Annotated in this window: 26 protein-coding genes; 9 read left to right on the top strand and 17 right to left on the bottom strand. The window is 70.1% G+C overall.

From position 1 onward, the window contains the following. Nucleotides 1-45 precede the first annotated feature (45 nt). The 3 genes from G6N31_RS18930 to G6N31_RS18920 are packed head-to-tail and all read right to left on the bottom strand — an operon-like array spanning nucleotide 46 to nucleotide 2,360. Nucleotides 46-861 (bottom strand): exodeoxyribonuclease III, encoded by an 816-nt coding sequence (locus G6N31_RS18930; RefSeq protein WP_098001129.1) that lies wholly within the window; start codon nucleotides 859-861, stop codon nucleotides 46-48. A gap of 5 nt (nucleotides 862-866) precedes the next feature. Next, nucleotides 867-1,754, bottom strand: a complete 888-nt coding sequence (locus G6N31_RS18925) for an N-acetylglutamate synthase, CG3035 family (protein ID WP_276057859.1) — start codon at nucleotides 1,752-1,754, stop codon at nucleotides 867-869. A gap of 12 nt (nucleotides 1,755-1,766) precedes the next feature. After that, on the bottom strand, nucleotides 1,767-2,360 hold the full coding sequence (locus G6N31_RS18920) for a peptide deformylase (RefSeq protein ID WP_098000994.1): 594 nt from the start codon (nucleotides 2,358-2,360) through the stop codon (nucleotides 1,767-1,769). A gap of 174 nt (nucleotides 2,361-2,534) precedes the next feature. Here G6N31_RS18920 and napA point away from each other — a divergent pair, with 174 nt between their 5' ends. From napA to G6N31_RS18895, 5 genes are read left to right on the top strand one after another with little or no spacing between them, the layout of a single operon-like run. Further along, nucleotides 2,535-2,843, top strand: a complete 309-nt coding sequence (gene napA, locus G6N31_RS18915) for a nucleoid-associated protein NapA (protein WP_098000992.1) — start codon at nucleotides 2,535-2,537, stop codon at nucleotides 2,841-2,843. A gap of 53 nt (nucleotides 2,844-2,896) precedes the next feature. Continuing rightward, complete coding sequence (locus tag G6N31_RS18910; RefSeq protein ID WP_098000990.1) at nucleotides 2,897-3,352, top strand: LytR C-terminal domain-containing protein; 456 nt, start codon at nucleotides 2,897-2,899, stop codon at nucleotides 3,350-3,352. Between the two features lie 25 nt (nucleotides 3,353-3,377). Then, on the top strand, nucleotides 3,378-4,085 hold the full coding sequence (gene sodC, locus G6N31_RS18905; protein WP_098000988.1) for a superoxide dismutase[Cu-Zn]: 708 nt from the start codon (nucleotides 3,378-3,380) through the stop codon (nucleotides 4,083-4,085). Then, nucleotides 4,066-5,196, top strand: a complete 1,131-nt coding sequence (locus G6N31_RS18900) for a glutamate--cysteine ligase (protein WP_098000986.1) — start codon at nucleotides 4,066-4,068, stop codon at nucleotides 5,194-5,196. The genes sodC and G6N31_RS18900 overlap by 20 nt, the downstream gene beginning before the upstream one ends. 2 nt (nucleotides 5,197-5,198) lie before the next feature. Continuing rightward, entirely contained in the window at nucleotides 5,199-5,831 is a 633-nt protein-coding gene (locus G6N31_RS18895) for an LON peptidase substrate-binding domain-containing protein (protein WP_098000984.1), read from the top strand. Nucleotides 5,832-5,834: 3 nt separating this feature from the next. Here G6N31_RS18895 and G6N31_RS18890 read toward each other — a convergent pair whose 3' ends face one another. The 8 genes from G6N31_RS18890 to G6N31_RS18855 form a co-directional block, all read right to left on the bottom strand. Next, the gene (locus tag G6N31_RS18890; protein ID WP_098000982.1) at nucleotides 5,835-6,608 is read right to left on the bottom strand and encodes an SAM-dependent methyltransferase; all 774 of its coding nucleotides are present in this window, start codon (nucleotides 6,606-6,608) and stop codon (nucleotides 5,835-5,837) included. After that, nucleotides 6,589-6,957 (bottom strand): monovalent cation/H(+) antiporter subunit G, encoded by a 369-nt coding sequence (mnhG, locus tag G6N31_RS18885; RefSeq protein WP_098000980.1) that lies wholly within the window; start codon nucleotides 6,955-6,957, stop codon nucleotides 6,589-6,591. The genes G6N31_RS18890 and mnhG overlap by 20 nt, the downstream gene beginning before the upstream one ends. Beyond that, nucleotides 6,954-7,241 carry a monovalent cation/H+ antiporter complex subunit F gene (locus G6N31_RS18880; protein WP_098000978.1) on the bottom strand — a complete coding sequence of 96 codons (288 nt, stop codon included), beginning with the start codon at nucleotides 7,239-7,241 and terminating at the stop codon, nucleotides 6,954-6,956. Before G6N31_RS18880 ends, mnhG begins: the two co-directional genes overlap by 4 nt. Further along, nucleotides 7,238-7,774, bottom strand: coding sequence for a Na+/H+ antiporter subunit E (locus G6N31_RS18875; protein ID WP_098000976.1), 537 nt, complete (start codon nucleotides 7,772-7,774; stop codon nucleotides 7,238-7,240). Before G6N31_RS18875 ends, G6N31_RS18880 begins: the two co-directional genes overlap by 4 nt. Nucleotides 7,775-7,782: 8 nt before the next feature. Continuing rightward, a complete protein-coding gene (locus G6N31_RS18870; protein ID WP_163722257.1) occupies nucleotides 7,783-9,396 on the bottom strand; it encodes a Na+/H+ antiporter subunit D in 1,614 nt (537 codons plus the stop codon). Then, nucleotides 9,393-9,863 (bottom strand): Na(+)/H(+) antiporter subunit C, encoded by a 471-nt coding sequence (locus G6N31_RS18865; RefSeq protein ID WP_098000974.1) that lies wholly within the window; start codon nucleotides 9,861-9,863, stop codon nucleotides 9,393-9,395. Before G6N31_RS18865 ends, G6N31_RS18870 begins: the two co-directional genes overlap by 4 nt. Then, nucleotides 9,860-12,754, bottom strand: coding sequence for a Na+/H+ antiporter subunit A (locus G6N31_RS18860; RefSeq protein WP_098000972.1), 2,895 nt, complete (start codon nucleotides 12,752-12,754; stop codon nucleotides 9,860-9,862). The genes G6N31_RS18865 and G6N31_RS18860 overlap by 4 nt, the downstream gene beginning before the upstream one ends. Before the next feature lie 115 nt (nucleotides 12,755-12,869). Further along, nucleotides 12,870-13,589: a potassium channel family protein gene (locus tag G6N31_RS18855; RefSeq protein WP_098000970.1), complete on the bottom strand. Its 720-nt coding sequence runs from the start codon at nucleotides 13,587-13,589 to the stop codon at nucleotides 12,870-12,872. A gap of 85 nt (nucleotides 13,590-13,674) precedes the next feature. Here G6N31_RS18855 and G6N31_RS18850 point away from each other — a divergent pair, with 85 nt between their 5' ends. After that, on the top strand, nucleotides 13,675-15,165 hold the full coding sequence (locus tag G6N31_RS18850) for a potassium/proton antiporter (RefSeq protein ID WP_098000968.1): 1,491 nt from the start codon (nucleotides 13,675-13,677) through the stop codon (nucleotides 15,163-15,165). Here the strand turns inward: G6N31_RS18850 and G6N31_RS18845 are convergent. From G6N31_RS18845 to G6N31_RS18820, 6 genes are all read right to left on the bottom strand, one after another. Beyond that, nucleotides 15,110-15,568 carry a DUF1707 domain-containing protein gene (locus tag G6N31_RS18845; RefSeq protein ID WP_098000966.1) on the bottom strand — a complete coding sequence of 153 codons (459 nt, stop codon included), beginning with the start codon at nucleotides 15,566-15,568 and terminating at the stop codon, nucleotides 15,110-15,112. The two genes, G6N31_RS18850 and G6N31_RS18845, sit on opposite strands and share 56 nt — an antisense overlap. An 89-nt stretch (nucleotides 15,569-15,657) precedes the next feature. Further along, complete coding sequence (locus G6N31_RS18840) at nucleotides 15,658-17,871, bottom strand: AAA family ATPase (RefSeq protein WP_098000964.1); 2,214 nt, start codon at nucleotides 17,869-17,871, stop codon at nucleotides 15,658-15,660. Between the two features lie 3 nt (nucleotides 17,872-17,874). After that, nucleotides 17,875-18,738, bottom strand: coding sequence for a CDP-alcohol phosphatidyltransferase family protein (locus G6N31_RS18835; RefSeq protein WP_098000962.1), 864 nt, complete (start codon nucleotides 18,736-18,738; stop codon nucleotides 17,875-17,877). Further along, nucleotides 18,735-19,433, bottom strand: a complete 699-nt coding sequence (locus G6N31_RS18830) for a phosphatidylserine decarboxylase (protein WP_098000960.1) — start codon at nucleotides 19,431-19,433, stop codon at nucleotides 18,735-18,737. The genes G6N31_RS18835 and G6N31_RS18830 overlap by 4 nt, the downstream gene beginning before the upstream one ends. A 26-nt stretch (nucleotides 19,434-19,459) precedes the next feature. Then, the gene (gene moeA / locus G6N31_RS18825) at nucleotides 19,460-20,644 is read right to left on the bottom strand and encodes a molybdopterin molybdotransferase MoeA (RefSeq protein WP_098000958.1); all 1,185 of its coding nucleotides are present in this window, start codon (nucleotides 20,642-20,644) and stop codon (nucleotides 19,460-19,462) included. Next, nucleotides 20,645-21,562 carry an SDR family NAD(P)-dependent oxidoreductase gene (locus G6N31_RS18820; RefSeq protein WP_098000956.1) on the bottom strand — a complete coding sequence of 306 codons (918 nt, stop codon included), beginning with the start codon at nucleotides 21,560-21,562 and terminating at the stop codon, nucleotides 20,645-20,647. It abuts the gene before it with no gap. Between the two features lie 39 nt (nucleotides 21,563-21,601). Here G6N31_RS18820 and G6N31_RS18815 point away from each other — a divergent pair, with 39 nt between their 5' ends. The 3 genes from G6N31_RS18815 to G6N31_RS18805 are packed head-to-tail and all read left to right on the top strand — an operon-like array spanning nucleotide 21,602 to nucleotide 24,387. After that, nucleotides 21,602-22,084, top strand: coding sequence for a PH domain-containing protein (locus G6N31_RS18815; RefSeq protein WP_098000954.1), 483 nt, complete (start codon nucleotides 21,602-21,604; stop codon nucleotides 22,082-22,084). Nucleotides 22,085-22,113: 29 nt separating this feature from the next. Then, nucleotides 22,114-23,523 (top strand): PH domain-containing protein, encoded by a 1,410-nt coding sequence (locus G6N31_RS18810; RefSeq protein ID WP_098001125.1) that lies wholly within the window; start codon nucleotides 22,114-22,116, stop codon nucleotides 23,521-23,523. A gap of 48 nt (nucleotides 23,524-23,571) precedes the next feature. Continuing rightward, a complete protein-coding gene (locus tag G6N31_RS18805) occupies nucleotides 23,572-24,387 on the top strand; it encodes an HAD-IIA family hydrolase (RefSeq protein ID WP_098000952.1) in 816 nt (271 codons plus the stop codon). Nucleotides 24,388-24,399: the final 12 nt, after the last annotated feature.

Raw genomic sequence — 24,399 nt, 5'->3', positions numbered from 1 at the left:
GGTGCCACGCTAGCGCAGTCGGGTAACGCTGTGAAGGGGAGACCGCTACCGCAGTGTCACCAGCACGGGCGCGTGGTCGCTGGGACTGCCCACCCGGTTCTTGCCGGTCTTGCGTTCGTCGCGGACGATCTCGGCGTGCTCGACACGCTCGGCCAGAGCCGGTGAGCCGAGAATGAAATCGATGCGCATGCCGCGGTTCTTCGGGAACCGCAACTGCGTGTAGTCCCAGTAGGTGAACACGTCCGGGCCGGGCGTGTGCGGGCGGACCACGTCGGTGAAGCCGGCTTCGACGATGGCCGCGAACGCGTCGCGTTCGGGTGGGGTGACGTGGGTGCTGTGCCGGTAGAACTCCACGCTCCAGACGTCCTCGTCGGTCGGGGCGATGTTCCAGTCGCCGACCAGCGCGATCGGCGCCGCGGGGTCCGTCGTGAGCCAGTCGGAAGCTGTCTTGCGGAGCGCGGCAAGCCATTCCAGCTTGTAGGCGTAGTGCGGTGAGTCGACCGTGCGCCCGTTGGGGACGTAGAGGCTCCACACCCGCACTCCGTCGCACGTCGCACCCAGCGCGCGTGCTTCCGCGGCGGCTTCGGCGTCGGGTTTGTCACTCCAGGTCGGCTGGCCGTCGAAACCCACCGCGACGTCGTCGATGCCGACCCGCGAGGCGATGGCCACCCCGTTCCACTGGTTGAAGCCGCAGTGCACGACCTCGTAGCCCAGCGCGGCGAACGGCATGGTCGGGAACTGGTCGTCGGAGCACTTGGTCTCCTGCATCGCCAGCACGTCGACGTCGGCGCGGGACAGCCAGTCGGTGACCCGGTCCACCCGCGCGCGGATGGAGTTGACGTTCCAGGTGGCCAGACGCATGGACTTCACAGTAGAGCGTCGGCGCGCACGTACCGCGACCGATGGTGCACCCAGAAGCCCATCGACTCGTAGAGCGAGCGCGCGCCGGTGTTCTCGACCACCACCTGCACGTAGGCCTGTGTTGCTCCGCGTTGCCGCGCCCAGCCCAGCAGCCCGGTGCACAGCGTTCGCGCCAAGCCTTGCCGGCGCGCGGACTCGGCCACCCGCACCGCCGAGATGCCGGCCCACCGCGTCCCGTCGGGAGCCTCGGTCAGCGCGACGCGGCCCACCGCGGCATCGGCCAGCGAGCCGAACCCGACCTGACCGTCGACGACGGCGGTCAGCACCTCGATCGGCACGTCCCGCTGGTAGAGCTCGAGCCAGCGGTCACCCGGCACGGCAGACACCTCGATCGGGGCCGCAGCGTCGGTGTCGGTGCCGATTTCGCTTGCCATGACCAGGTTCTCGGCGTCCGTCGGGACGCCGCCGGGGATCCGGAAGAGCCGGTCCGGCGCGGAGATCAGGGCCGGGAGGCCACGGTCGGCATACCATCGGGCCACGGCAGCGATCTCACTGTGGGAGGTGAAGCGCAGCGGCACAGCGGAATTGGCGCGGCGGGTGGCGCCGCCGTGGCGCAGGAACCAGCCGTCGACCCACTGCTGCTCGGTGCCGGGCCAGGCCAGTGCTGCGGCGTGCTCGAGGTTGCGGATCGCGCCGGTGCGCACCGGCACCTCGGGCAGCACGCGCACGGCCACCACGTCGGCCGGGTCGATCGTGACGACCTCGCCACTTCTGGTCTGTACCAGGACAGCCGGCGCGGTCTCGAGGAGGCGGCCGACCGCATCGGTCAGCGGTGGGACCTCTCCCGGCGGTAACCGGTAGCGCAGGCTGACCCGGGCCCCGGCCTCCGGCATCGCGGGCACGGCTCAGTGCCCGAACGGATCGGGATCCTCGCCGGGCATCCAGGACAGCCCGGGTACGCCCCAGCCGTGGGATTTGACGGCGCGCTTGGCGCTGCGGGCGTTGCGGCCGATCAATCGGTCCAGATAGAGGAAGCCGTCGAGGTGCCCGGTTTCGTGTTGCAGCATCCGGGCGAACAGATCGGTGCCCTCGATGGTGATCGGTGCGCCGTCGGCGTCGAGTCCGGTCACCCGCGCCCACGACGCGCGTCCGGTCGGGAAGGACTCGCCGGGCACCGACAGGCAGCCCTCGTCGTCGTCCTCGGGGTCGGGCATGGTTTCGGGAACGTCTGACGTTTCCAGTACCGGGTTGACCACGACCCCGCGCCGACGCAGGGTCTTGCCCCGCGCGTCGGCGCAGTCGTAGACGAAGACCCGCCGGGACACCCCGATCTGGTTGGCGGCCAGCCCAACTCCGTGGGCGGCGTCCATCGTGTCGTAGAGATCGGCGATGAGGTCGGCGACATCGGCGGGCAGCGAACCGTCCTCGGCGACCGGCACCGGCTCGGTGGCGGTGTGCAGAACGGGATCGCCCACGATGCGGATCGGACGTACGGCCATGGTGGGCCAGCTTAATGCCGCGCCCCCTGCGAGATTCTCCGTGCGGATCTTCGGGCCGATTTTCCCGCCGACGCGCGGCGATCCGCGGCCCCGCCTGTGACCGAGCCGTGATTGAATACCAGCGAAAAACCACACGGATGTCATTCTCAATTGTCGGAAGGGTCCAACAGCGATATGGACGGCGCCATCGCGCGGGCTGAGCAGTCCGGGGACGACACCGAACCCGCCGACGGCCTGAGCCGTCGGGAGCACGACATCTTGGCCTTCGAGCGGCAATGGTGGAAGTACGCGGGGTCCAAGGAAGACGCCATCAAGGAGTTGTTCTCGATGTCGGCCACCCGGTACTACCAGGTGCTCAATGCCCTGGTGGACCGCCCCGAGGCGCTGGCTGCCGACCCGATGCTGGTCAAGAGGCTGCGCAGGCTGCGGGCCAGCCGGCAGAAGGCGCGGGCCGCGCGTCGTCTCGGCTTCGATGTGACCTGATCGGTACGCGAGCTTTTCCTGCCCGGCCGACGAGGTCGATACAGTAGGCGCCGATGAACCAGCGAGATTCCTCAGGGCTGCCCCTGCGCGCCATGGTGATGGTCCTGTTGTTCCTCGGCGTGGTTTTCCTGTTGGTGGCGCTGCAGTCGCTGGGCGGCGGCTCCGACGACGAGGAGTCGTCGGTCGCGGCCACGACCACCACCACCACCTCAGCGACGCCGACCTCGGCCGAACCGGCCCGGCCCGAGGTGCGGGTGTTCAACATCTCCGAGGTTGCCGGCGCCGCGGAGGCGACCGCCAACCGGTTGCGCGACGAGGGGTGGACCGTCGCCGAGACCGGGAATCTGGCGCTGCCCGAAACCACCGTGACCACGGTGTACTTCAGTGATGCGCCGGGCGAGCAGCAGGCCGCCGAGGACATCGGCAGGCTGCTCGAAGCGCCGGTCGCTCCCCGGGTGCCGCCCCTGGTGGAGCAACCACCGGGCGTGATCGTCGCGGTCATTGGCTAGGCTCTTGCTCATGCGTAGGACCCCCATGCGTAGGACTGTCGCCGCCACCCTGTTCGCCGCGCCCGCACTCGTGTTGAGCGCCTGCTCGCCCCCGGGGGAGGTCCCGTCCGATACGCCGGGCACCACTCCGGCCATCTGGACCGGGTCGCCGTCGCCCACAGCCGGGCCTGACGAGCACGGATCGGGTCACGGGGGTACCGCCGCCGGTAGCGGAGAGACGTTGAGCGCCGACATCCGCAATGCCGAGGGCACCACCGTGGCCACCGCCGACATCCAGTTCGGCGACGGCTATGCCACCGTCACCGTCGAGACCACCGGGCAGGGCCGGCTGACGCCGGGCTTCCACGGTCTGCACATCCACTCGGTCGGCAAGTGCGAGCCCGACTCGGTGTCGCCGACCGGAGGCGCGCCCACCGACTTCGGTTCCGCGGGCGGCCATCTGCACAGCGCCCGGGACAACGAGGGCCACCCGGCCAAGGGGGACCTGTCGGCGCTGCAGATCCGGCAGGACGGCGAAGGCATGCTCGTCACCACCACCGACGCGTTCACCGCCGAGGATCTGCTGGCCGAGGGCGGCACGGCCATCATGATCCACGAGAAGCCCGACAACTACGCCAACATCCCGCCGGAGCGCTACCAGCAGATCAACGGCGACCCGCCACCGGACCAGACCACCCTGGACACGGGCGACGCCGGCGCGCGGGTGGCGTGCGGTGTCATCGGCCGCGGCTGACACCCGGATCGAGTTCGCCGGGTCGGCCCGGCCGACCGTCGGTGTGGAATGGGAGTTCGCACTCGTCGACGCCGAGAGCCGGGACCTCAGCAACGAAGCCGTCTCGGTGATCGCCGAACTGGGCGAGAATCCGCGCGTGCACAAGGAGTTGCTGCGCAACACCGTGGAGATCGTCACCGGGATCTGCGAGAACTCCGGGCAGGCGATGGATGACCTGGCCGCCACGCTGCGACCGGTACGCGAGATCGTGCGGCAGCGCGGCATGGAGTTGTTCTGCGCGGGCACGCATCCGTTCGCGCACTGGTCTGTGCAGAAGCTGACCGATGCGCCCCGCTACGCGGAGCTGATCAAACGGACGCAGTGGTGGGGCCGGCAGATGCTGATCTGGGGCGTGCACGTCCACGTCGGGGTGAGCTCGGCGCACAAGGTGATGCCGATCATCACCTCGCTGCTGCACTACTATCCGCATCTCCTCGCGTTGTCGGCGTCGTCACCGTACTGGGACGGCGAGGACACCGGATACGCCAGCAACCGGTCGATGATGTTCCAGCAGCTGCCGACCGCCGGGCTGCCGTTCCATTTCCAGGAGTGGCGCGAGTTCGAGGGTTTCGTCTCGGACCAGAAGAAGACCGGGATCATCGACCACATGAACGAGATCCGTTGGGACATCCGCCCTTCGCCGCATCTTGGCACCATCGAGGTACGGATCTTCGACGGGGTGTCCAACATCCACGAGCTCTCCGCATTGGTGGCGCTGACGCACTGCCTGATCGTCGACCTGGACCGCCGGTTCGATGCGGGCGAGACGTTGCCGGTGATGCCGCCCTGGCACGTGCAGGAGAACAAGTGGCGCGCCGCCCGTTACGGGTTGGACGCGATCGTCATCCTGGACGCCGACAGCAACGAGCGGTTGGTCACCGACGACCTCGACGAGCTGTTGGAACGTCTTGCGCCGGTGGCGAAGTCACTGCGGTGCTCCGACGAACTGGCCCGGGTGGCCGACATCTACCGCACCGGCGCCTCCTATCAGCGTCAGCGCCGCGTCGCCGAGGAGCACGACGGTGACCTGCGAGCGGTGGTCGACGCGCTGGTCGGCGAGCTGGTGGTCTGAGCGTGCCGACGCTGCCGATGTTCCCGCTGCAGGTGGCCATGCTGCCCGGTGAGGAACTGCCGCTGCGGATCTTCGAGCCACGGTACGCCGCGCTGGTGCGGGACTGCCTGGCCACCGACGACCCGGCGTTCGGCGTGGTGCTGATCGCGGCGGGCCGGGAGGTCGGTGGGGGAGATGAGCGCAGCGATGTCGGAGCGCTGGCCCACATCACCTCCTACGCCGACCAGGGTGCCGGCCGGTATCGACTCGAATGTGCGATGGGCGAACGGATCCGGGTGCTCGAGTGGCTACCCGACGACCCGTACCCACGTGCGGTCGTCGAGTTCTGGCCCGACGAGCCCGGCCGGCCGGTGGACGTCGCCGCGATCCGCGACATCGAGGACCGGATGGTCGCGCTGTTCGAGCGGATCGCCGCCCAACGCGGGGTCGAGGTCCGCGGGCGCGACATCGTCGCCGGCGCCGACGAGTCGGGTGATGCCGCACTGTGGTTGTACGCGTTGACGACCCGGCTCCCGATGGGGCAGGCGGACCGCTACGCGGTCCTGTCCGCCCCGACGGTGGCCGAGCGGGTCGCGGCGCTGTCCGACGCCGTGGACACCGTGGTGGCGATGGTGGAGTTCGGGCTGTCGGACTGACCGCTAGAGCAGTCGGCCCTCGACGAAGATGTTGCGCCCGAGTGATTCGTCGCCTCCGGGAGCGGCCGCGCGGTGGTATCGGCTGAACAGTTCCGCGGCGTCGATCGATGTCACCTCCCAGCGCTGCGCACACAGCCATGCCGCCACGTCGGCTCCGTCCGGGGGGAGGCCGGCCTCGACCGCGATCCGGCTGCCGCGGGCGCTGTAGAGGCCGATCCGCTCGAACAGTCGGTGCTGAGCCGCCGTGGAGATGCACGGCAACAGCCCTTCCACCGACCACGCCGTGGGTTCGCAGGGGTCGAAACCCGCGTCTCGCAGTGCCTGCGGCCAGTCGTCATGCAGGTCAGCGGGCACCGGCACGTACGCGGTGTTCGGTTGAGCGCCGGAGACTTTCAGCGTCTCGACCTTGAACTGCAGCAGCTTCGGCCGGTCCACCTCGTAGACCACGGTGTCGGGCAGCCACGGCAGCCGCCAGGCGCGGGTGTCCAGTTCCGCCGCGATCATCACGACCTGGGCCAGGCCGGCCGCACTGGCGGACAGAAAGTAGTCGTCGAACCACTTGGTCCGGGTGGCGGCATAGCTGGTCGCCGAGCACTGTTGCTGCTCGGACAGTCGGGGGGTCATCGCGGCGGCAGCGTCGACGAACAGGTGCGAGAACGGATCGGTGAACAGCGGGCACTGCGACGAGCTTTCCTGGGCCCGGGCCATGGCCACGCCGAGCGCGGTGCGGCCGACGCCTTCGTCGGCGCCCCAGTTCTCAGCGTGGGGGAGAGTCATGCCCGCCGGGTTCCCGATCGGCGGCGGATTCAAGCATCTCGTCCCTGGTCAACAGATCGTCGCGAATGTTCTGCTCCCGGTAGGCCAACTGGCCGACCCGATTGGCGATCACCGGTGCGGTGATGACGGTGAACATCCCGGTCAGGATCAGCATGCCGAAGTCGACGTTGCCGCGCAGGCGGATCGCCGCGCCGGCCAGCACCAGCAGCAGACCCAGCACCTGGGGCTTGGTCGCCGCGTGCATGCGTGCCAGGGTGTCCGGGAAGCGGACCACGCCGATGGCGGCACTCAGCGCCAGCGCCGACCCGGACAGGACCAGCACGCTGGTGACGATGTCGGCCACGGTCATCGCTCGGGTCCTTTCTCGGCGGGATCGGCGACATCGGGGACGCGGAAGCGCGCGACGGACACCGAGCCGACGAAGGTGATCAGGGCCAGCGCGGTGAGGCTGTAGGTGACCGTGGTGTCGCGGCTGAATGCGGCCCAGGTGCCCACGGCACACATCGTCACCGCGACGAGCGTGTCCAACGCCACCAGCCGGTCCAGGGTGGTCGGACCCATCAACATCCGCAGCATGGTGGCGATGGCAGCTGCGGCCAGCATCACGCCCGCCGCTGTCCAGACGACGTTCATCGCGAATCCTGTTCCCGTGCCGACGGTTGCCAATCGGCGTCGCGTTCGAACGCCGTGACCAACAATTTCTCCAGACTCGAGATCTGGTGGTAGAAGCTCTGCAGCGCCCTGTCGTTGTCGACGCCGAGAACGTGGATGTACATCAGGCGGCGGGGCTGATCGATCTCCAGCGCGATGGTGCCCGGCGTCAGGTTGATGATGTTGGCGGCCAGCGCCAGCACCAGGTCCGACTTCACGTTGACGTGCGCGCGCAGCACTGCCGACATCGGGGGCGGGCCCGGGCGGATGGCCAGCCAGGCGACCTGCGCCGACGACACCACCAACCGACCGGCCACCATGAGGACCAGCCGGATCAGCGAGAGCAGGTGCACCCGGCCTTCGACCGGCACCGGCGGCAGCGGAAGCAGCAGCATGATGACCAGCGCGACGGCCAGGCCGGACAGGATGTTGGCCGCCGAGACGCTGCCCCACAGCAGCAGCCACACCAGAACCAGCCAGCACACCAGCCAGATCCGCAGCGCCATCGCACGCATCGGCGTCTTCATCGGCTGTCCCCCAGCACCGCGGTGATGTACTGGCTGCGGTCGAGGACCTCCTGCGCGGCGCGGTCGCTGTAGGCGACGATCGGCCCGGCCAGCACCGTCAGCAGCAGCCCGACCACGATCAGCGCGCCGGTCGGGATCAGCATCCCGGGAGGCATCCGGCCGACGTCATCGCGGTCGACGTACTCGACGTCCATCGACTCCTCGGTGTCGTCGAGCAGTACCGCCGGGGCGGCGGCCGACAGGTGGCCTTCCGGGGCGTCCTTGCGGGCGCGCCAGAATGCCTTCGTCCACACCCGGGCGACCACGTAGAGCGTCAGCAGGCTGGTGACGACGCTGCCCGCGACCAGCATCCAGGCCAGCACCGACCCGACCTCGGCGCCGGCCTCGAGCAGCGCCACCTTGCCGATGAAGCCCGAGAACGGCGGGATGCCACCGAGATTCAACGCCGGCACGACGAAGACGAACGCGAGCAGCGGACTCGCGGCGGCCAGGCCGCCGAGCCGCTGCAAGGTCGAGGCGCCGGCTTGGCGTTCGATCAATCCGACCACGAGGAACAACGTCGTCTGCACCAGGATGTGATGGGCGACATAGTAAATCGCGCCGGACATGCCGAGCTGGGTGGACAACGCCACGCCGAACACCATGTACCCGATGTGGCTGACCAGGGTGAACGACAACAACCGTTTGATGTCGCTCTGCGCGATGGCGCCCAGGATGCCGAGCAGCATCGTCAGCAGGCCCGCCACCAACAGCACCCGGTCCATCCCGCCGCCGGGGAACAGCAACGAGTGCGCACGGATGATCGCGTAGACCCCGACTTTGGTCAGCAGGCCCGCGAACACCGCGGTGACCGGCGCCGGCGCGGTGGGATACGAGTCGGGCAGCCACGACGACAGCGGGAATACCGCCGCCTTGATGCCGAAGGCGACCAGCAGCACCGCGAACAGCGCCATCCGCGTGCCCTCGGGGATGTCGGCCAGCCGCAGCGACAGTTCGGCGAGGTTGAGGGTGCCGGTGGCGGCGTAGACGAGACCGATGCCCAGCAGGAACACCAGTGAGGACACCATCGACACCATGACGTAGGAGACGCCGGCCCGCACCCGCTCCTTGCTGCCGCCGATGGTCAGCAGCACGAAGCTCGCGATCAGCAGCACCTCGAAGCCGACGAACAGGTTGAACAGGTCGCCGGCCAGGAACGCCATGAACACGCCGGTCGACAGCACCAGGTAGGTCGGAAGGAAGATCGACACCGGTTGGCGGCCGTCACCGTCCCGGATGCCCTGGCCGATCGCGTAGAACACCACCACCAGCAGCACGATCGACGACACCAGCACCATCAGCGCCGAGAGGCGGTCGACGACCAGGGTGATGCCGAGCGGGCCCAGGCCGTCCTCGGTCGGACCCCACCCGCCGACCTGCAGGGCGATCGTGCCCGCGTGGTCGGCGAGGTAGGTCAGCACGGCGGCGACGGCGACGACGACCGACAGCGCGACGATGGCGATCGCCCGCTGCAGTCGCGGCCGCCGGCCGGCGAACAAGGTGGCCGCGGCGGCAAGCAGCGGCACCAGCACCGGCAGCGGCGTGAACGTCGTCGCGAAGTTCTCGATCACCGCGACCCCTGATGTCCGGGGAGGGCGTCGAGTTCGTCGGGCAGATCCGTGTCGATGCTGGAGTCGGGCTCGGGCAGCCCCTCGAAATCGTCGATGACGTCGGAACCGCTGCGCTGCGAGACTCGAGTGTCCTCGGGGTCGTTGCTGACTTCCTCGATGGTGTTGAGCCGGTAGGACCGGTAGGTCAGTGCGAGCACGAACGCCGCGACGCCCATCGTGATCACGATCGCGGTCAGGATCAGCGCCTGCACCAGCGGGTCGGCGGTGGTCGTGTTCTCACCGCTGGTGCGGCCCCGCACCGGCGGGTTGCCCGACCGGCCGCCGGCCATCAGGATCAGCAGATTGATGGCATTGCTGATCAGCAGCAGCCCGAGCAACATGCGGGTCAGGTGCCGTTCGAGCAGCAGATACACCCCGGCGCTGACCAGCCCGCCGATGATGACCAGGGAGAAGATCGGAACCGTCATCGCGGGGCCACCACCGTCCGTCGTTGCTCGGTCAACTCCTCGTCGATGCGTGCTCCGAGACTGCGCAGCACGTCGAGCACCAGGCCCACCACGATCAGGTACACGCCCAGGTCGAAGAACAGCGCGGTGACGAACTTGACGGTGCCCAGCACCGGCACCTCGACCTCGATCAGCGCCGAGGACAGCGCCGGCGCGCCGAGCAGCACCGATCCCACCGCGGTACCGGCCCCCAGCGCCAGCCCGGTGCCGAGGATCTTGCCCGCATCCAGCGGCAGGGTTTCCCCGAGCTCGTAACGGCCGCCGGCCAGGTAGCGCAGCACCAGCGCGAGGCCGGCCATCAGACCGCCGGCGAAGCCGCCGCCGGGCGTGTTGTGCCCGGCGAAGAAGAAGTACAGCGACAGCACCATCATCACCGGGAAGATCAGCCGGGTGGCGACCTCGAGGACCAGCGAGCGGTTCCGCGGGTCGCGCAGCTCGCTGCCGCGCAGCCAGGTGATGTCGCCGGCGGCGGGGCTGTGCTTGACGTGTGCCACCCTGCCGATGTCGGGCTGACCGGCGTCGGCGACCCGGGGCGCGGCGCCGAAGCGCCTGTCGCGGAACACCATCGACGCGACCCCGGTCGCCGCGACCAGCAGTACCGCGACCTCGCCCATGGTGTCCCAGGCGCGGATGTCGACCAGCAGCACGTTGACGGTGTTGTAGCCGTGGCCGCGCTCGTAGGCGGCGTCGGGCAGGAGTTCGGCGACCGACCGGCCGGAGCGGGCAGCCATCGCGAACGCGGCGATCGTGCTGACCGTCGCTCCGACCGCCAGCGCCAGCGCCGCCCGCGGCCACCGGAAGCGTCGGATGTCCTCGCCGCCGGTCTCGGCCGGAAGGACGCGGAGCACCAGCACGAACACCACCAGCGTCAGCGTCTCCACCAGGAACTGCGTCAGCGCGAGGTCCGGGGCCCCGTGGAACGCGAAGATCGCGCCGCAGCCGTAGCCGGTGACACCGACCAGCAACACCGCGGCCAACCGGTTGCGCATCACGGTCGTCGCCAGTGCCGCGGCGAGCATCAACAGCCCGACGACGACCTGTGGGGCCGAGTTCAGGATCTCGAACCGCGGCCGGTCGCGGGCACCGACCCACAACACGACGAGCGGCAGTACCACCAGTGTCGACAGGATCACCGACTGCGTGGCCGGGATCGAACCGCGCTGGATCACCGAGGTGGCCCGCACCGAGAGCAGGTCGGCGCCGCGGACCACGGCGTCGTAGATCTTGTCGGCGTTGCCGAGGGAGGCGCGAAGAGGCCTGCGCCGCAACGTTCGTCGCGAGAAATACATCGCGGCGCCGCCGGCCAGCACGACCGCCGACAGCAGCAACGGCAGGTTGAAGCCGTGCCACAACGCCAGGTGGTAGTCCTTGGCGACATAACCGGCCGGGTCGGGCACCGTGTCGGAATAGAGCTGCAGCACCCGGTCGAGCTCGGTGGGCCACAAGCCGAAGATCAGGCCCGCCGCCGACAGGATCGCGGGCGGGATCAGGAACGTCGGCTCCGGGCGGTGCATCTCGGCGACCCGGGTGCTCGGTTGCGGCAGGCCCTTGCGCCCGAACGCACCGAACATGAACCGCAGCGAGTACACCGTCGTCAGGACCGAGCCCGCCACCAGACCGGCGAGGACGAACGGGGCCGCGGCCCCGAGATACGGGCTGTGCAGGACGGTTTCGAAGTCGGCCTCCTTGGCGATGAAGCCGAAGAAGGGGGGCAGCGCGGCCATGCTCGCCGTCGCGCCGGCGGCGATGAACAGCAGAGGCTTGCTGCGGTCACCGAGCCAGGCCAGCCGGCGGATGTCGCGGGTGCCGGTGGTGTGGTCGATGATGCCCACCACCATGAACAGCGTGGCCTTGAACATCGCGTGCGCGCACAGCAGCGCCAGTCCGGCCAGCATCATCTGGCTGCCACCGGTGCCGACCATGACGGTGATGAAGCCCAGCTGGCTGACCGTGCCGAACGCCAGGATGAGTTTCAGGTCGTATTCGCGCATTGCTCGCCAGCCGGCGAGCAGCATCGTCAGCAGCCCGAGGCCGATCACGGTCGGGCGCCACTCGGGGGCGTCGGAGAAGCCGGGGGTCATCCGGGCGATCAGGTAGACACCGGCCTTGACCATGGCCGCCGCGTGCAGATAGGCGCTGACCGGGGTGGGTGCCGCCATCGCGCCGGGCAGCCAGAAGTGCATCGGCACGATCGCCGACTTCGACAGCGCGCCGACCAGGATCAGTACCACGGCGACCGAGGCTGCGAGGCTGCTGGGCGGCTCGGCGATCAGCTCCGACAGCAGGTAGGTGCCGGACATGTTGCCGAGCATGATGATGCCGACCAGCATCGCCAGGCCGCCGAACGTCGTCACCAGCAGCGCCTGGGTGGCGGCGCGGCGGCTGGTGGCGCGCTCGGCGTAGTGGCCCACCAGCAGGAACGACAGCACCGTGGTGGTTTCCCAGAAGACGTAGAGCACCAGCATGTTGTCGCTGGTGACCAGGCCGAACATGGCACCGGAGAAGGCGACCATCTCCGCGGCGAAGCTGGGCAGCCGCCGCTCGGGGCGGCCGTCGTGGTGACGGAAGTAGTCGGCGCAGTAGAGCAGCACCAGCGCCCCGATCCCGAGCACCAGCACGCTCATCAGCGCGGCGAGGGGGTCGAACCGCAACGCGATGTCCATCGACAGCTCCGGCACCCACGGCACGGTGACGGTGTGGGACTCGCCCTGGCCCGGCCAGTTGGTCAGCACCCACACCAGCGAGCCCAGCGGGACCAGCGCCAGCGGATAGAACGCGCCGCGGCCCCAGCGGTACACCAGCAGCGGCGCCAACACCGTGGCTACTGCATGGGCAGCAAGGATGGCGAGCATGGCTCCGTCTCGTCGCGGGGTCGGCGGGGCGCCCGTGGAGACACCCTGGGGGCGGAGGCCGTCGGGCATAGCACCAGATACGGGACAGCCGACGGACTCCGAAGTCCCTCCCAGTCTACGGGGATGTCTTTCGGCGGCGAAGTCGTGGCAGTGCGGCACCGGAGACCATGGCCGTGACGCGGTCTTCGGCCGCGGCGCCGGACACGAAGACGAGCTCGTCGCCGGCGCGCAACTCGTCGTCGGCCGCGCCCAGGATCAAGCGATCGCCCCGCACCACGCTGACCAGCGCGGTGTCGTCGGGCAGCGCGAGCTCGCCGATCCGCCGCCCGACCAGTGGGCTGTCGTCGGGCAGAGTGAATTTCGCGACGTTGGCCGAGCGCCGCCCGGCGCCCGTCGGCAGGCTGCGCCCCAACTCCATCAGCCGGACCAGGTGCCCGACGTCGATCGCCCCCTCCACCGCGGCGACCAGGGCCACCGGCGTCGACACCGCGACGTCGACGCCCCACGCTTCGGTGAACAGCCACGCGTTGCGTGCATCGTTGATGCGGGCCACGACGCGGTCGATGCCGAACTCCGACTTCGCGAGCAGCGCCATCGCGAGGTTGGCCTTGTCGTCGCCGGTGGCCGCGATCGCGACGTCGCAGATCTGCATCTCGGCTTCCTCCAGCGATGCGACCTCACACGCGTCGGCGAGGAACCACTCGGCACCGGGGACCGTCGCCGGCTGATAGCGCTCGACCAGCTTCTCGATCAGCAGCACCTTGTGTCCGTAGGACACCAACTCCTGTGCGACCGACCGCCCGACGGCACCGGCCCCGGCGACGGCGATTCGCAACGCAATCTCCTTTCGGCGCGGTCGCGGGGCGGCCGCTGCTGATTTACTGGCAACCGGAACCCGGCCACGACGCGAGTGAGGACTGTTGAGCCTGCACCAGCTGTACGTGGCCTTGTTCATCGGCGGCTTGGTGCTGCTGGCGAGCATCGTCGCGACCAGGTTGGCCACCGGGGCCGGCCTGCCCAGCCTATTGCTCTTCCTCGCCGTCGGTATCGGGATCGGTCAGGTCGGCCTCGACTTCGACAATGCGCAGTTGGCGCAGGAACTGGGGACCGCCGCGCTGGGCGTGATCCTCGTCGAAGGCGGGCTGACCACCCGGTTCAGCGACATCCGCAAGGTTCTGGCTCCGGCCGGCGTGCTGGCCACCGTCGGTGTCGGAGTGAGCACCGTGGTGACCGCGGCGATCGTGCACTTCCTGCTCGGAATGGACTGGCAACTGGCGCTGCTGCTGGGCGCGATCGTGTCCAGCACGGACGCCGCCGCGGTGTTCTCCATCCTGCGGGTGGTGCCGCTGCCGCGGCGGCTGAGCGGACTGCTCGAGGCCGAGTCGGGGTTCAACGACGCCCCGGCAGTGATCCTAGTGCTGTTGTTCAGCGTGACGCCGCTGCATCTGGAGCCCGGTGAGATCGCGTGGACGCTGGTCTATCAGCTGTCGATCGGTGCGCTGATCGGGCTGGGGTGCGGTCTGCTGGGGGCGATGGCGTTGCGGCGGATCGCGCTGCCGGCGGCGGGTCTGTACCCGCTGGCCACCTTCGGGCTGGGCATGCTGGCGTTCGCCGCGGCGGGCGCGGCGAACGCCAGCGCCTTCCTCGCCGCGTATCTGGCCGGGGTGGTGCTGGCGAACTCCGGTCTGCCGCACCGGTCGGCGACCCGGTCCTTCGCCGAGGGGTCGGCCTGGCTGGCGCAGATCGGCTTGTTCGTGATCCTCGGTCTGCTGGTGACGCCGATGGACCTGATCGACGAGATCGTGCCGGCGGCCGTCGCCGGGCTGGGGTTGCTGCTGGTGGCTCGTCCGTTGTCGGTCCTGGTGTCGCTGTTGGGGTTTCGGATTCCCGTGCGCGAGCAGGTGTTCCTGTCCTGGGCGGGGCTGCGCGGCGCGGTCCCGATCGTGCTCGCGACCTACCCGATCGTGGAGGGGGTGGCCGACAGTTGGCGGCTGCTGCACATCGTGTTCATCCTCGTCGTGCTGTTCACCGTGGTGCAGGGACCGAGCCTACGGATGGTCGCGGCGCGACTGAATCTGATCCCGCGCGACACCACCCGCGAAATCCAGGTCGACGCTGCGCCGCTGGATGTGCTCGGCGCGGAGTTGCTGACGATGACTGTGCTGCCCGGGTCGCGGTTGCACAACGTGACGGTGCTCGAACTGCGTCTGCCCGACCCCAGCGTGATCACGCTGATCGTGCGGGACGGCAGGTCATTCGTCCCCGAGCCGCTGACCCGACTGCAGGTGAACGACGACTTGTTGATCGTCACGACCACCGCCACCCGCGATCTGGCCGAGCGGCGGCTGCGCGCGGTCAGCCGGCGCGGCAAACTCGCGTACTGGTTCGATGAGTACGGCGAGTCGGGTTAGGCATGGGCGGCCCGCAAGGAAGCCGGTGCGCGACCAGGCCGATGCCCGCACCCATGATCGGCCAGATGGGCCAGAAGTACCACGCGCCCGAAGACAACCCGACGGCCAGCCAGACGGTCAACACGACGACCACCATCGTCAGGTAGGCAGCCAGGTGAATCCGGAAGGCCCGCCGCGCTGCGGCGCGGCGCGCGGCCCGGCGGCGCGGGTCGTGTCGCCGGAGCTGGGCCACGGGTAGGTCCGCGGTGAGCCGGTCCAGATCCGGCGTCGTGGTGGCGTCGTAGACGGACTGCAGGCGGGCGTCGTACTCGGCGAGGTCGAGGTACCCCTCGACCAGTGCCTGTCCGAGCACGCCTGCGGTCGCGTCGCGTTGTCGGTCTCCGGCGCGCGTTGTCGGGGTCATGGAACCTCCCAAATCTTGACAGCGACTAGTTCCACGATGCCGCACCATCTTGTCGTTGTCAAGATATTATCCACGGGTGAATCTGCAGGTCAGCGATTGTCGGCGAAGGCGCGCAGCGCCTCGACCTGCCCCGCGTCCAGCGACGGGCGGACGGTCTCGCGTGCTGCCGCGACGTCGGCGGCGGTGACGTCGGCCGCGTCGATCGAACGGCGCATCGCCGTCAACGCGGCCTCACGCAGCAGGGCCACGCAGTCGGCGGCGCTGTAGCCGTCGAGATCGGCGGCCAGGGACTCGAGGTCAACGGCGTCTGGGCCTTCGGAGGCCAGCGGCACGGCCTTGCCCGCCGTCCGCAGAATCTGGGCGCGGGCCTCGGCGTCGGGCGGTTCGACGAACACCAGCTTCTCCAGCCGACCGGGTCGCAGCAGTGCCGGGTCGATGAGGTCGGGCCGGTTCGTCGCGCCCAGCACTACGACGTCACGCAGCGGCTCGATGCCGTCGAGTTCGGTGAGCATCGCGGCCACCACTCGGTCGGTGACCCCGGAGTCGAAACTCTGGCCGCGCCGCGGGGTGAGCGCATCGATCTCGTCGAGGAACACCAGCGACGGTGCGGAGTCGCGGGCGCGCTGGAACAGCTCGCGGACCGCCTTCTCCGAGGAACCCACCCACTTGTCCATCAGCTCAGCGCCTTTGACCGCATGCACACTGAGCCGGCCCGAGCTCGCCAGCGCCCGCACGACGAACGTCTTGCCGCAGCCGGGCGGGCCGTAGAGCAGCACGCCGCGCGGGGGCGCGACGCCGAGACGTTGGAAGGTCTCGGGATGCTGCAGCGGCCACAGCACCGCCTCGGTGAGTGCCTGCTTGGTGTCGGCCATGTCGCCGACGTCGTCGAGGGTGACCGCGCCGACCGACACCTCCTCGGTGGCCGACCGGGACAGCGGCCGGATCACGCCGAGCGCTCCGGTCAGGTCTTCCTGCCGCAGCGTCGGCGGCTCCCCGGTTTCGCTGGCGCGCGCGGCGGCGCGCAACGCGGCCTCCCGGATCAGGGCGGCCAGGTCGGCCACGACGAATCCCGGCGTGCGGTCGGCGATCTCCTGCAGTGCGAGATCCTCGGACGGCACGTCACGCAGCAGTGCCTCCAGCAGCTGCGCCCGGACGGTGCCGTCCGGCAGGCTCAGGCCCAACTCGCGGTCGCAGAGATCGGGCGCGCGCAGTCGCGGGTCGATGGCGTCGGGCCGTGCCGTGGTCGCGACGAACGCGACCCCCCGGGTGGACACCGCCTTGCGCAGTTCGGTGAGGATCAGCGTGGCCACCGGGTCTGCGGGCACCCCCAGCAGCGCATCGATGTCGGTGACCAGCAGCACCCCGCCGCCGTCGCGCACCGCGGTCACCGCCGAGGTCACGTTGGCCAGCCGGTCCTCGGCGCGCACCGAGCCGACCTCGGGCCCGTCCAGCTCCACCAGGCGGCGGTCGGCGCAGACGGTGCGCACCAGCGTCGCTTTGCCGACACCGGCCGGCCCCGACACCAGCACACCGAGATTCGCTGTGGCGCCCAGCTTTTCGAGGAGCTCCGGCTGGTCCAGGGCCAGCTTGAGCCACTCCTTGAGCCGGCCCGCCTGGGTGTGTGCGCCTTTGAGGTCATCGAAGCCGATGGTCGGTGGCGCCGACGCGGTCACGACGTGTGCTCCGGTGCGCGGCGGCGCTGCTGTGCTGGCTGAATGACCCCAGCAGACCATCGAATTCGGTTGCACGCTCACCGGTCCGGCGGGATCGACACCGGTGACCGTCAGCAGCTCGGAGGTCCAGGTGATCCCGACCGTGGCGGCCAATGCGCTGCTGGCCGCCGACGTCGAGGTGCCCGGGCCGAGGTCGCGCGGCAGCAGCGACACCGTGTCGCCGACGGTCATCACCTTCCCGAGCAGGGCCTGGCGCAGCGTCGCCGGCGACAGCGACTGGGTCGTGAGCCGTGAGCCGCTCAGCGTCACCTCGCGGGCCCCGAGCACGGTCACCGGCGACACCAGCACCGCGCTGTCTTCACGCAGGCCCGCATTGGACAGGGTCACGTCGTCGAGCAGCGCGGTCCCCGTCGGAGTACCGGCCGGCGCCATTCCGACGACCGCGGCGGTGGTGCGCGTCCCGGTCAGCGACACCGCGTCCCACTCCCGGATTCCCAGCGCGGCGACGGCCTCGGGGTGCAGCCGCACCACGCCGCGGCGCGAGTCCAGCGCGGAGGTGTTCAGCCGGGCGGTCAGCGTCAGATGCGGGGGTGTCCCACCGCGGGCCGCCGCCTCGTCGACCGATGACACGGGTCAGTTCCTCGGCGGTCGGCGCAGCCCGAGCCGGGCCATCGAACGGCGGTGCGGTTGCGCGCGGCGGATCGCGCGGCGGGCCGCCCGTTGCTGGCGCGGCTTGTCGCCCCACACCTCGGGGTGTGCGGCCAGGAAGCGGCTGGTGCGAATCGCGAACGGGATGTGGATGACGTAGGCGACGATGATCACCAGGATCACCAGGTAGCCGTACAGGATCGCGGCGGCCACGGCGATCGCCAGCAGCGCCAGCAGCGGCGCGACCATGTTCGGCGGCACCGAGAAGGTGTGGATCTTGCGCATCGGCACAGTGGAGACCACCAGCAGCGAGACGCCGATCATCCAGATCACCACGGCCGGTTCGGAGGTCCACCAGCCGTCGCCGAATTGCATCTTGGCGGCCAGGGGCCCGATCGCGCCGATGGCGCCGGCCGGGGCGGGCATCCCGACGAAGTACTTCGACGCGTAGCTCGGTTGGTCGACGTCGAGCATCGCGTTGAACCGGGCCAGCCGCAGCACGATGCACACCGCATAGAGCAGCACCACGATCCAGCCGATCCGCGAGGTCGACAGCAGTGTGCCGTAGACGATGAACGCCGGCGCGACACCGAAATTCACCGCGTCGGCCAGGGAGTCGATCTCTTCGCCCATCCGCGAGGTGGCCTTCAGCGCGCGGGCCGTCCTGCCGTCGAGCGCATCGAGGATCGCCGCCGCGGCCAGGAACGCCATCGCCTCGGTGGGCCGGTCGTCCAAGGCGAACTTGACCGCCGAGAGGCCCAGACAGATCGCCACCACCGTCATCGCGCTGGGCAGGATGCGGGCGCTGACGACCGGTGCCCGCAGACGGGGCTTGCGCGGTTTGATCATGGCATCTCGGCCAGCACGGTCTCGCCGGCGAGGGCGCGCTGACCGTTGGTGATCAGCACCCTCGACCCGGCCGGCAGATACGTGTCCAGCCGCGAGCCGTACCGGATCAAGCCGTAGGTGTCGCCGATGGACAGGGTGTCACCGGCGTGGGCGTGGCAGACGATGCGCCGCGCCACCAGACCGGCGATCTGCACCGCGATGACCGTCGCGCCGTCCGGCGTGCGGATCACCACGCTGTTGCGTTCGTTGTCGGCGCTGGCCGCTTCGAGATCCGCCGACCCGAACAACCCGGGCCGGTGCACCACCGAGATGACCTCGCCGCTGACCGGGGCGCGTTGCACATGGGCGTCGAGCACCGACAGGAAGATGCTGATCCGGGGCACCGGCGTGGGGTCGAGCCCCAACTCTGCCGGCGGACTGTGCTCGTCGACCACACAGATCAGCCCGTCGGCCGGAGCGACCACCACCCCGGGGCGCACCGGGGGCGTCCGCGGCGGGTGCCGGAAGAACGCGGCGTTGGCCGCGGCGGAGGTCAGAGCTGCGCGACGGACCCAGCGTGACCGTCTCCCGAGCAGAGCCACCGCCAGGCTGGCGCCGACGAACGGCAGACCTTCGGGGTGCATCGGGGGAACCGAGGAGCGAACCAGGGCTGCCAGCCGCGCTGGGCCTGTTGTGAGGTCGGGGCGTCGGGCCATCGTGCGCCGATACTACCCACGAGCGCTCAGCGCAGGTCCCACACCTGGACCCGGGACCCGGCGGCCACCTCGCTGGTGTCCTCGTCGATTTCGAGCAGACAGTTCGCCGAGGCCAGCCACCGCAGGTGGTGTGAAGCGGGTGGTCCGTAGCTGGTGACCGAGTCACCGTCCAGAACGCCGCGGCGGAACTGCCGCTTGCCCCTGGGCGACGTGAGGTCCTCGGCGAGGACCGCGGCGCGGCGGGGCCGCTCGGTGTCGGAGCGCCCCATCGCCGCCCGCAGCGCGGGGCGCACGAACACCTCGAACGACACCAGCGCGCTGACCGGGTTGCCGGGCAACGTGATCACCGCGGTGCCGTCGACCCGGCCGGCGCCTTGCGGCATCCCGGGTTGCATGGCGACCTTGACGAATTCGACCTGACCGGTCCACGCGTCCTTGACGACCTCGTAGGCGCCGGCGCTGACGCCTCCGGTGGTCAGGATGACGTCGGCGTCCCCGGCGCCGCGCACCGCGGCGGTGAACGCGTCGACGTCGTCGCCGGCCATCGGCGCGGCCACCACCTCGGCGCCCGCGTCGCGCACCGCCGCGGCCAGCATCACGCCGTTGGACTCGTAGATCTGACCGGGTTGCAGCGGTGTGCCGGCGCTGACCAGTTCGGTGCCGGTGGAGACCACCAGCACCCGCAGCCGCGGCCACACCTGCAGCTCGGTCAGCCCCAGCGCGGCGGCCAGCCCCAGCGCGGCCGGGGTGAGCACCTGACCGGTCCGCAGCACGGTGGTGCCCGCGGTGACGTCCTCGCCGGCGCGGCGGATGTGCTGCCCGGGCCGCGCGCCGGCCCGGACGGTGACGACGTCGGTGCCCGCGTCGGTCGCCTCGACCGGTACCACCGCGGTGGCGCCGGTGGGCAGCGGCGCGCCGGTCATGATCCGGTGCGCGGTGCCCGGCGCGAGGACCGGGATGTCGGTGCGGCCGGCCGGGATGTCCTCGGCCACCGGCAGCTGGACGGGAGCGTCGGCGCCGGCGGCCGCCACGTCCTCGGCCAGGACTGCGTAGCCGTCCATCGCGGAGTTGTCGAACGCGGGCAAAGCGACACCCGAGACCACGTCACGGGCCAGCACCAGGCCCAGCGCGTCGGCCACCGGGACCGCCGCCGGCGAACGCGGACGGATCAGCCCGGCCACGACCTGCCGGTGCTCGTCGACAGACCGCATCTAGATCTCGTAGGTGACGCCGGTGAGTTCCTCCGACACGGTCCACAGCCGCTGCTGCGTGGCCGCGTCGTGGGACTGCTCGGTGGACCGGACCAGGACGGGATGGCCGATGAGCTCGCGGAAACCGGACGGCCCGTAGTACTGCCCGCCCCGCACCGCGGGGTCGGTGGCGGCGCGCAACGTGGCCAGCGCGCCGACGGCCGGACTGTTGGTGACCAGCCCGACGAGGCGCTCGACGCCGGGCAGGCCCGTGCCGGGGATGTGCCGCATCAGCTCGGTGTTGGAGATGCCGGGATGGGCGGCGACCGCGATGGTGTTCGCCCCCGCGGCGGCGAGCCGGCGCTGCAGCTCGTAGATGAACATCAGGTTGGCCAGCTTCGACTGCCCGTAGGCGGCGACGCGGTTGTAGCTGCGTTCCCACTGCAGGTCCTCGAAGTGGATCCCGGCCCGGATGTTGTGGGCGATGCTTGCGACGCTGACCACGCGGGACCCCTCCACCGGCAGCAGGTGATCGAGCAACAGGCCCGTCAGGGCGAAATGACCGAGATGGTTGGTGCCGAACTGCAGCTCGAAGCCGTCCTCGGTGACCTGCTTGGGCGGATACATCACGCCGCCGTTGTTGATCAGCAGGTCGATGCGGGGATGGGCAGCTCTCAGGTCGTCCGCGGCGCGGCGCACGCTGTCCAGCGACGAGAGGTCGAGTTCCTGCACGCTCACCTCGGCGCCGGGAGTGGCGCGGGTGATGCGCTCGTCGGCGCTTCGGCCCTTGGCAAGATCACGCACCGCCACCACCACGCGGGCTCCCCTCGCGGCCAGCACGGCAGCGGTTTCGTAGCCGATTCCGGTATTGGAGCCGGTGATTACGGCCACCCGGCCGGCCTGGTCCGGAACGTCGGCAGCTGTCCATTTCGGAGTCATGGGTTCAACTTACTGACATCGGCCAGGCATTCTCGACACATGGACCTGGTCGAACCGGCGCACCCGCCCAGCCGCAAGGCACCGTTGGTCTGGGCGATCGGCGCGGCGATCCCGTGGGCGCTGGCCGTGGTCGGCCAGGTGGTGTGGTTCGCTCTCGACGGCCGGTGGGTGTGGCTGCACGTGCTGGCGGCGGTGGCCACGGTGCTGGGCATCGTGGCCAATGTGGTGATCGCCCCGCTGTGGCGATACCGGGTGCACCGCTGGGATCTGGACGCCACCGCCGTCTATACCCGGACGGGATGGCTGGTCCAGGAGCGCAGGATCGCACCGATCTCCCGGGTGCAGACCGTCGACACGTACCGCGGCCCGCTGGACCGGCTGTTCGGCCTGGCCAACGTGACCGTGACGACCGCATCCTCCGCGGGCGCGGTGCGAATCGTCGCGCTGGACAGCAACGTCGCCGACTGGCTGGTGGCGCGGTTGACCGACATCGCGGCGCTGGGCGGCGAGGACGCGACGTGACCGACGACTGGCAACGGTTGAGCCCGCGGATGCTGCTGGTGCACCCCGTACACGAGGTGCTGCGCCAGATCCCGGTGCTGATCGGCTCGTTCGTGCTCGGCTCGGCCACCGGGAACCCGTTGTGGGCCGTGTTCGGGATCGTCCTGATCGTCGCGTACGGGCTGGCCCGGTGGTTCACCACGACCTACCGCATCGGTGCCGATGACGTCGCGCTCCGATCGGGGGTGCTGCAGCGCAAGGTGGTGTCCCTGCCGCGCAACAGGATTCGCTCGGTATCCACCGATGCCCGGTTGCTGCACCGACTACTGGGCCTCACGGTGGTCACGGTCAGCACCGGTCAACAGGCCAGCACCGAGACGGCGTTCGCGCTCGACGCGGTGCCGGCCGCCGAGGTGCCGCGGCTGCGAGCGACCTTGTTGGCCGAGTCGTTGGTGCCGGCGGCGACCTCCACGCCGGGGCGGGTGCTGGCCCGCTGGCAGCCGTCGTGGCTGCGGTACAGCCCGCTGACCTTCGCCGGTGTGGTCACCATCGCGGCGGCTGCCGGCGTGCTGACGCAAGCCGGTCTGCTTCGCGCCGTGGAGGATTCACCGTGGGCGCGCGCCGGCGCCGGGGTGGTGGACACATTCGGTGTGCCCGCGGTGGTGGCGGCGGTCGCGATCGCGCTGGTGCTGGCGTCGGTGGCGCTGTCGGTGACGCAGTCGTTGTTGACCTACGCGAACCTGGTGTTGCGACGCGACGCCGACATCCTGCACCTGTCGCACGGATTGGTGCGAATCCGAGAACACACCTTCGACATGCGCCGGTTGCGCGGCGGCACTCTGCGGGAACCTCTGCTGGTGCGGCTTTTCGGCGGTATGCGGTTGGACGCGGTGATGACGGGGGTGTCCGGGGTGGGGGAGGCCTCGCAGTTGCTTCCACCGTGTCCGCGCGTCACCGCCACCACCGTGTTGCAGGACCTGATCGGCCAGCCGGACCTCGTCGACGGTCCGCTGCGCCCGCACGGTCCGGCCGCCGTCCGGCGGCGCTGGATCCGCGCGATGGCGCTGCCGGTCACCGCGGCGCTGGCTCTGGGTGTCACCGCGTTCGCCGCGACGGTGCCCGGGTGGGCATGGGTCGTCGTCGGAGTGCTCGCGCTCGCCGCGGCGGGGCTGGCCGCCGACCGCTCCCGGGCGCTCGGCCACCGGGTCGGCAACGGCTGGCTGGCCACCCGCGCGGGCAGTCTGTCCCGGCGCCGTGACTGCGTGGTCGGCGCCGGCGTCGTGGCGTGGACGGTGCGCCAGACCTGGCCGCAGCGCCGGGCCGGGGTGGCCACCCTGGTGGCGGCGACCGCGGCGGGCGTGAAGCGCTACGAGGTCGTCGACGTGCCCGCAGACCAGGCGTGGGCGATCGCGGCGGCAGTCTCACCGTGGGTAAGCGCGAGCAGTTGGGCGCGCGACTGAGCCACGTCCTGGACTTGCATCCGCTCGGTGGCGGTTTATCGTCGCAGGATGGCTGTCGGTGGGGTGCTCTTTGACATCGATGGTGTGTTGGTGACCTCGTGGAAGCCGATCCCCGGCGCAGCCGAGACGCTGCAGAGGCTGGCCGCGCAGCAAGTCGCCTGCGCTTTCCTGACCAACACCACCACCCGCACCCGCGTGCAGATCGCCGAACTGCTGACCGACGCCGGCATGGCGGTGCAGCCCGATGAAGTCATCACCGCGGCGGTGCTGACCGCCGAATACGTCCGCACCCGCTACCCGGGCGCCCGCTGCTTCCTGGTCAACAGCGGCCAGATCGCCGAGGACATGCCCGGGGTCGACATCGTCTACTCCGGCGAGTTCAGCGGACCCCGCGCCCCGGCGACACCCGATGTGGTGCTGCTCGGCGGTGCCGGTCCGGAGTTCAGCCATCTGGCCCTGTCGTGGGTGTATGACTGGATGGCTCAAGGGGTTCCGGTGGTCGCGATGCACCGCAGCACCGCCTGGACCACGGTCGACGGGCTGCGCATCGACACCGGCATGTATCTGATCGGCATGGAGGAGACCTCAGGGCGTAAGGCGACCGCCGTCGGCAAGCCGGCACCCGAAGGCTTCCTGGCCGCAGCCGGGCGCCTCGGGGTGGAACCCGACGAGATGTACATGATCGGTGACGACCTGAACAACGACGTGCTCGCCGCTCAGGTGGTCGGAATGACCGGAGTGCTGGTGCGCACCGGCAAGTTCCGTCAGGACACGCTCGATCGTTGGGCGGCAGACGAATTCGCGATGCAGCCCAACCACGTCATCGACTCCGTCGCCGACCTGCCGGGATTGCTCGGGCTGTAGCGTCACACCGGT

Origin of the sequence: Mycolicibacterium duvalii (genome assembly GCF_010726645.1) — a bacterium.
Lineage (GTDB): Bacteria > Actinomycetota > Actinomycetes > Mycobacteriales > Mycobacteriaceae > Mycobacterium > Mycobacterium duvalii.
The sequence above is the reverse complement of the archived record's forward strand: the minus strand, read 5'-3'. Positions and strand labels throughout refer to the sequence as shown.

What these genes read in the sequence shown, in the direction of transcription:
- G6N31_RS18930 (WP_098001129.1), bottom strand. Translation starts at nt 861, where the DNA reads ATGCGTCTGGCCACCTGGAACGTCAACTCCATCCGCGCGCGGGTGGAC.
- G6N31_RS18925 (WP_276057859.1), bottom strand. Translation starts at nt 1,754, where the DNA reads ATGCCGGAGGCCGGGGCCCGGGTCAGCCTGCGCTACCGGTTACCGCCG.
- G6N31_RS18920 (WP_098000994.1), bottom strand. Translation starts at nt 2,360, where the DNA reads ATGGCCGTACGTCCGATCCGCATCGTGGGCGATCCCGTTCTGCACACC.
- napA (WP_098000992.1), top strand. Translation starts at nt 2,535, where the DNA reads ATGGACGGCGCCATCGCGCGGGCTGAGCAGTCCGGGGACGACACCGAA.
- G6N31_RS18910 (WP_098000990.1), top strand. Translation starts at nt 2,897, where the DNA reads ATGAACCAGCGAGATTCCTCAGGGCTGCCCCTGCGCGCCATGGTGATG.
- sodC (WP_098000988.1), top strand. Translation starts at nt 3,378, where the DNA reads ATGCGTAGGACTGTCGCCGCCACCCTGTTCGCCGCGCCCGCACTCGTG.
- G6N31_RS18890 (WP_098000982.1), bottom strand. Translation starts at nt 6,608, where the DNA reads ATGACTCTCCCCCACGCTGAGAACTGGGGCGCCGACGAAGGCGTCGGC.
- mnhG (WP_098000980.1), bottom strand. Translation starts at nt 6,957, where the DNA reads ATGACCGTGGCCGACATCGTCACCAGCGTGCTGGTCCTGTCCGGGTCG.
- G6N31_RS18880 (WP_098000978.1), bottom strand. Translation starts at nt 7,241, where the DNA reads ATGAACGTCGTCTGGACAGCGGCGGGCGTGATGCTGGCCGCAGCTGCC.
- G6N31_RS18875 (WP_098000976.1), bottom strand. Translation starts at nt 7,774, where the DNA reads ATGCGTGCGATGGCGCTGCGGATCTGGCTGGTGTGCTGGCTGGTTCTG.
- G6N31_RS18865 (WP_098000974.1), bottom strand. Translation starts at nt 9,863, where the DNA reads ATGACGGTTCCGATCTTCTCCCTGGTCATCATCGGCGGGCTGGTCAGC.
- G6N31_RS18860 (WP_098000972.1), bottom strand. Translation starts at nt 12,754, where the DNA reads ATGCTCGCCATCCTTGCTGCCCATGCAGTAGCCACGGTGTTGGCGCCG.
- G6N31_RS18845 (WP_098000966.1), bottom strand. Translation starts at nt 15,568, where the DNA reads ATGACCCCGACAACGCGCGCCGGAGACCGACAACGCGACGCGACCGCA.
- G6N31_RS18835 (WP_098000962.1), bottom strand. Translation starts at nt 18,738, where the DNA reads ATGATCAAACCGCGCAAGCCCCGTCTGCGGGCACCGGTCGTCAGCGCC.
- G6N31_RS18830 (WP_098000960.1), bottom strand. Translation starts at nt 19,433, where the DNA reads ATGGCCCGACGCCCCGACCTCACAACAGGCCCAGCGCGGCTGGCAGCC.
- moeA (WP_098000958.1), bottom strand. Translation starts at nt 20,644, where the DNA reads ATGCGGTCTGTCGACGAGCACCGGCAGGTCGTGGCCGGGCTGATCCGT.
- G6N31_RS18820 (WP_098000956.1), bottom strand. Translation starts at nt 21,562, where the DNA reads ATGACTCCGAAATGGACAGCTGCCGACGTTCCGGACCAGGCCGGCCGG.
- G6N31_RS18815 (WP_098000954.1), top strand. Translation starts at nt 21,602, where the DNA reads ATGGACCTGGTCGAACCGGCGCACCCGCCCAGCCGCAAGGCACCGTTG.
- G6N31_RS18810 (WP_098001125.1), top strand. Translation starts at nt 22,114, where the DNA reads ATGCTGCTGGTGCACCCCGTACACGAGGTGCTGCGCCAGATCCCGGTG.
- G6N31_RS18805 (WP_098000952.1), top strand. Translation starts at nt 23,572, where the DNA reads ATGGCTGTCGGTGGGGTGCTCTTTGACATCGATGGTGTGTTGGTGACC.